At 74.3% G+C, this 3,402-nt stretch carries 2 protein-coding genes; both read right to left on the reverse strand.

Annotation, left to right across the window (positions count from 1 at the left end; genetic code table 11):
* Window positions 1-46: 46 nt before the first annotated feature.
* Window positions 47-1,684 (reverse strand): amidohydrolase, encoded by a 1,638-nt coding sequence (locus ACFU6K_RS34490; RefSeq protein ID WP_380669866.1) that lies wholly within the window; start codon window positions 1,682-1,684, stop codon window positions 47-49.
* A 53-nt stretch (window positions 1,685-1,737) separates the two neighbouring features.
* On the reverse strand, window positions 1,738-3,165 hold the full coding sequence (locus ACFU6K_RS34495) for an APC family permease (RefSeq protein ID WP_380669868.1): 1,428 nt from the start codon (window positions 3,163-3,165) through the stop codon (window positions 1,738-1,740).
* Window positions 3,166-3,402: the final 237 nt, after the last annotated feature.

Here is a 3,402-nt window from a genome sequence, read left to right on the forward strand (position 1 = left end):
GCCCCCGTGCGCCCACCACCGGCGGCCGGTCGGGCCCGGGGCCGGGTCAGTCCGCCGCGTGCACCAGCTCCCCGCCGACGTACGTGCGCTCCACCCGGGCCCGCGCGATCTCCTCCGGCGGCCCGGTCAGGATGTCCCGGTCGAGCACCACCAGGTCCGCGAGCCGCCCGACGGCCAGTACCCCGGCGTCGTCGTGCCCGTTCAGGTAGGCGCTGCCGGCCGTGTACGCGGCGATGGCCGAGCCCAGGTCGAGCCGCTGCTCGGGCAGGAAGACCCGCCCGTCGGTGGCCTCCGGCTCCATCCGGTTGACCGCCACGTGCAGCCCCGCCAGCGGGTCCGGGCTGCTCACCGGCCAGTCGCTGCCCGCCGCGAGGGTGGCGCCGGCCCGCTGGAGCGCGCCGAACGGGTACTGCCAGGCGGCCCGCTCCGGCCCGAGGAAGGGGATGGTCAGCTCGTCCATCTGCGGCTCGTGCGCGGCCCAGAGCGGCTGGATGTTGGCGACGGCGCCGAGCCGGGCGAAGCGCGGGAGGTCGTCCGGGTGGACCACCTGGAGGTGGGCGAGGTGGTGCCGGGCGCCGCGCCGGCCGTTGGCGGTGCGGGCGGCCTCGACGGCGTCCAGCGCCTCGCGCACGGCCCGGTCGCCGAGCGCGTGGAAGTGCACCTGGAAGTCGAGCGCGTCCAGTGCGGTGACGTACCCGCGCAGCGCCTCCGGGTCGACGAAGCTGAGGCCGGAGTTGGCGGTTGCGCAGCCGCAGCCGTCCAGGTACGGGCTGGTCATCGCGGCGGTGAAGTTCTCCGCGATGCCGTCCTGCATGATCTTCACCGAGCCGGCCCGGAACCGTCCGTGGGCCAGTTCCCCGCGCCGCCGCACCAGGTCGGGGATCTGCTCGGCGCCGCGGTCCCGGTCCCACCAGAGCGCGCCGGTCACCCGGGCGGTCAGCGCGCCGGAGCGGGCGGCGGCCAGGTAGGCGTCGGACGGGTCCGGCTGGCCGTTGAACGCGCCGAGCAGCGCGTCCTGCCAGCCGGTGATGCCGAGCGAGTGCAGCAGCCGCTGGGCGCGCAGCAGTCCGGCCAGCCGGTCGGCGGCGGTGGAGGGCGGCAGCAGCCGGGCAACCAGGGCGGTGGCGCCCTCCTGGAGGGTGCCACCGGGGGTGCCGTCGGCCTCGCGCTCGATCCGCCCGTCGGCCGGGTCAGGGGTGTCGGCGGTGAGCCCGGCGAGTTCCAGCGCCCGGGTGTTGGCCCAGGCGCCGTGGTGGTCCCGGTTGGTCAGGTACACCGGCCGGTCGGGGACGACGGAGTCGAGCAGCTGCCGGGTGGGCAGGCCGCCGTCGAAGCTCTCCATCGACCACCCGCTGCCGGTGATCCACTCCTGGTCCGGGTGGGCCTCGGCGTACGCCCGGACGCGCTCCAGGTAGTCGGCGACGCCGACCGTCCCGGTGAGGTCGCAGGAGGCCAACTCGGCGCCGCCGAACACGGCGTGGACGTGCGCGTCCTGGAAGCCGGGCAGCAGCAGCCTGCCGGTGAGGTCGACGACCTCGGTCCTCGGCCCGATCAGCTCCCGGACCTCGTCGTGCCCGACGGCGGCGATCCGCTCGCCGACGACCGCCAGCCCGCTCGCCCGGGTACGGGCCGCGTCGCCGGTGTGGACGGGGCCGTGGGTGAAGACCAGATCGGCCTGGGTCATGGGTGGTGCTCCGTTCTCGCGTGGTCGTGCCTGGTGGTACGTCGTACGGGCGGTCATCCGGCCACCGCGTCCTCCCGCAGGAAGTACGGTGAGCGCCGCCGCCAGCGGGCCCAGGCCGCCGCCGGCAGCCCGCTGACGATCATCATGATCACCACGGACAGCTCGAACCACCCGTTGTCGGCGGCGAGTTCGAAGTGGTCCGTGGAGTCGTAGAAGGTCCAGGCGAGGTAGCCGCCGACGGCGAGCAGCGCCGCCGCGCCCAGCAGCGGCCCGACCACCGCGCGCAGCCCGTCCAGCGGGGCCGTGCGCAGCAGCCCGCGGAACCGGACGGCGGCCGCGACGGCGGTCAGCGCGTAGTAGAGGGCGACGACGACGCCGATCGCGTTGACCGCGGCCGAGATCAGGTCGTTGACGGTCGGGATGGCGATGGAGGCCAGCGCCAGGGCGACGGCGACGCCGGTGATCAGCAGGGTGCCGACGGCGGGCGTGGCGTGCCGGGGGTGCAGGCGGGTCCAGACCGGGCCGAGCACCCGGTCGCGCCCCATCGCGTACATCCCGCGCGCGGTCGGGATCACCGAGGACTGCAACGAGGCCACCGCGGAGAACATCAGCGCGATCAACGGCAGTGCGGCCAGCGGCTGTTCGGCCAGCTTCGTCCCGAAGTAGGTCAGCCCGTGGGCGCCGTTGTCGGCCAACTCGTCGATCGGCAGGACCCGTTGGAAGGCCGTACCGGCGAGCAGGAACAGCGCCAGCATCACCACCAGGGCCAGCAGGCCGCCCCGGGAGGCGTCCCGCGGGTCGCGCACCTCCTCGCCGACGCTGAACACCGACTCGAAGCCCCAGTAGCAGAACACCGCCAGCACCATGCCCTGGGCGACGGCGTCGAAGGAGGGGATGTCGAAGGGGTTGAACCACTGGAGCGAGAACGGCTGGTCGCCGGCGAACAGCCCGTAGCCGCAGAAGCCGAGCAGGACGGCGTACTCGAAGACCAGCAGCGCCTTCTGCAACCGGGCCGCCAGGTCCAGCCCGCGCACCGCGACCAGCGCGGCGCCCACCAGCACCACCAGGCCGAGCAGGGTGCACTGGACGGTGGAGTCGGCGTCGAGCCGCAGCCCGGCCACGCTGCGGACGTGGGCCTGGTCGAGCAGTTGGACGATCGAGGAACCGGTGACGGTCGTGGTGTACGCCATGAAGACGACGGTCCCCACGGTGTTCACCCACCCGGTGAGGAAGCCCAGCCAGGGGCTGAGGGTGCGCCCCACCCACCGGTAGCTGCTGCCCGCGTCCGGCTCGACGGCGTTCAGCCGCCCGTACCCGCCGGCGATGGCGAGCACCGGCAGGAAGGCCAGCAGCATGATCGCCGGGAGGTGCAGGCCGACCACCCCGGCCATCAGGCCCAGGCCGATCCCGATGCTGCTGGTGGCGGCCGTGCTGGAGGCGGCGATCGCCGCCCCGTCCAGCAGGCCGAGCGACCTCTGCATCGCGACGTGGGTTCCTGCCGCGTCCGCTCTCGGGCCGCCGCCCGTGTCCTTCACCGTCGATGCCAACGGATCACCGCCTTGGTCGTGGGGTGCGCGTGTGGGGGAACTCCCGCACCGGTCGCGGGGGTGACGCGGGCGGGAAGTGCGAGCCATGAAACCGGCGGCGCCGCCACACGTCAATGCCGTTGTCATAAGCCCGCGCGCACCGCCGAAAGCGCCACCGCCGGACCCGTGACG

Source organism: Kitasatospora sp. NPDC057512 (assembly GCF_042802135.1).
Lineage (GTDB): Bacteria > Actinomycetota > Actinomycetes > Streptomycetales > Streptomycetaceae > Kitasatospora.

Excerpts from the sequence above, each read along its gene's own strand:
- ACFU6K_RS34490 (WP_380669866.1), bottom strand. The coding sequence starts at position 1,684 with ATGACCCAGGCCGATCTGGTCTTCACCCACGGCCCCGTCCACACCGGC.
- ACFU6K_RS34495 (WP_380669868.1), bottom strand. The coding sequence starts at position 3,165 with ATGCAGAGGTCGCTCGGCCTGCTGGACGGGGCGGCGATCGCCGCCTCC.